Source organism: Arthrobacter sp. TB 26, assembly GCF_000427315.1.
Classification (GTDB): domain Bacteria; phylum Actinomycetota; class Actinomycetes; order Actinomycetales; family Micrococcaceae; genus Arthrobacter.
Genome location: NZ_AUPJ01000337.1, coordinates 1 through 1,706 on the forward strand (window position 1 = coordinate 1; position 1,706 = coordinate 1,706).

General features: G+C 69.0%; 2 protein-coding genes. Both read left to right on the forward strand.

The genetic code is table 11. The annotated features are described in order from the left end of the window. The coding region (locus K789_RS0112915; protein WP_024367116.1) for an ABC transporter permease at positions 1–977 on the forward strand (977 nt) is incomplete at its 5' end. A gap of 2 nt (positions 978–979) precedes the next feature. Further along, complete coding sequence (locus tag K789_RS0112920) at positions 980–1,687, forward strand: ABC transporter ATP-binding protein (RefSeq protein ID WP_024367117.1); 708 nt, start codon at positions 980–982, stop codon at positions 1,685–1,687. Positions 1,688–1,706: the final 19 nt, after the last annotated feature.

Genomic DNA, 1,706 nt, shown 5'->3' on the forward strand with positions numbered 1-1,706 from the left:
CCGGAACCGCTGCGCCGGCGCCGGCGTTCTCCGTGCCCGTCACGGCCACCGGCATCGGTGCCGAGGTGGACACCGCCGGCAAGGCGCTCGAACTGACCAAGGGCACGGGACTGGGCGACTACACGGCCGCCTCCACCGGCGCCCTGCTGGGCACCACCCTGGCCGAGAAGAACGGTCTCACCGTCGGCTCCACGTTCACCATCAACGACCAGAGCTTCACCGTGGCGGGCCTGTTCGACGCCGGCACGGCCTTCGGCAACAACGCCCTGTACCTCACGCTCCCCTCGGCCCAGACACTGGCGGCACTCCCCGGGGAACTGTCCACGATGATCGTCACCGTCAATTCCATGGAGAACGTCGACGCCGCCAAGACGGCGCTGCAGGCAGCGCTCGGCACCGACAAGGCGGACGTCAGCCAGGGCCAGCGCAACCTTGAAACCGCGGTCAGCTCGCTCGGCAGCGTCAAGAACATCTCCTTCATCGCCTTCGTGGCGGCCCTGGGCACCGCGGGCCTGATCATCCTGCTGATCATGGTCATGCTGGTCCGCGAGCGGCGGCGGGAAATCGGCGTCCTGAAGGCGATCGGCGCCCCGAACCGCACCATCGGCCTGCAGTTCGTGCTGGAGGCGCTGGTCCTCGTGGCCATGGGCAGTGTGGTGGGTGCCGCCGTCGCGTCCTTCGCCAGCGGCGGCATCGCCTCCGCGCTGATCAGCTCCAACACCGCGGCCACCACCGTGGCCGGCCAGCGCGGGGTCCCCGGTGGCCCCGGTGCGGGTCTGGCCGGCGGCGCCGGATTCCCCGGCGGGAACCCACTGGGCGGGGCCAGCCAGCTGCTGACCTCCGTCTCCGCAAGCGCGTCCCCCGGCGTGATTGCCGCCGGCATTGCCGCGGTGTTTGGTGTCGCCATCATCGGGGCGCTGGTTCCGGCCCTGCTCACTGCCCGCATCCGTCCCATCGAAGTCCTCCGAGGAGAGTAGCCATGATCGAAGTCAAGAACCTGGTCCGAACGTTCAACTCCGGCGACCGCACCATCAAGCCGGTCAACGACGTCAGCTTCGAGCTCGAGCAGGGCACCCTGGCCTCGATCGTGGGCAAGAGCGGCAGCGGCAAGAGCACCCTCCTGTCCCTGCTCGGCGCCCTCGACAAACCAACCAGCGGGGATGTGCTCGTCAACGGGGTGAGCCTGGCCGGCATGCCGGACAGCAAGCTCACCGAATACCGGCGCCGGGACATCGGCTTTGTGTTCCAGCAGTTCAACCTGATCCCGAACCTCTCCGCGGTGGACAACGTGATGCTGCCGATGGAGTTTGCCGGGGTCCGGAAAGCCGCCCGCCTGGAGCGTGCCCGGGAGTTGCTCGAACAGGTGCAGCTCGATCCGGACAAGCATGTGCGGCGGATCAACCGGCTTTCCGGGGGCGAGCAGCAACGGGTGGCGATCGCCCGGGCGCTGGCCAATTCCCCCAAGCTGATCCTCGCCGACGAGCCGACGGGAAATCTCGACGAACAGACCGGCGAGCACATCATCGAACTCCTCAGCTCGCTCAGCCGGGACCACAACACCACCATCCTCGTCGTCACCCATGACCGCTCGCTGGCCAACAAGACCGACCGGCGGTTCCGGCTCCAGCAGGGCCGGCTGACGGAGGAGGCCGCGAGCAGCCGGGTCGCCGCCGGGTCCCCCGCCTAGCGCCGCCCCACAGACGCCG

Coding starts and splice junctions, on each gene's coding strand:
- K789_RS0112920 (WP_024367117.1), top strand. CDS start 980: ATGATCGAAGTCAAGAACCTGGTCCGAACGTTCAACTCCGGCGACCGC.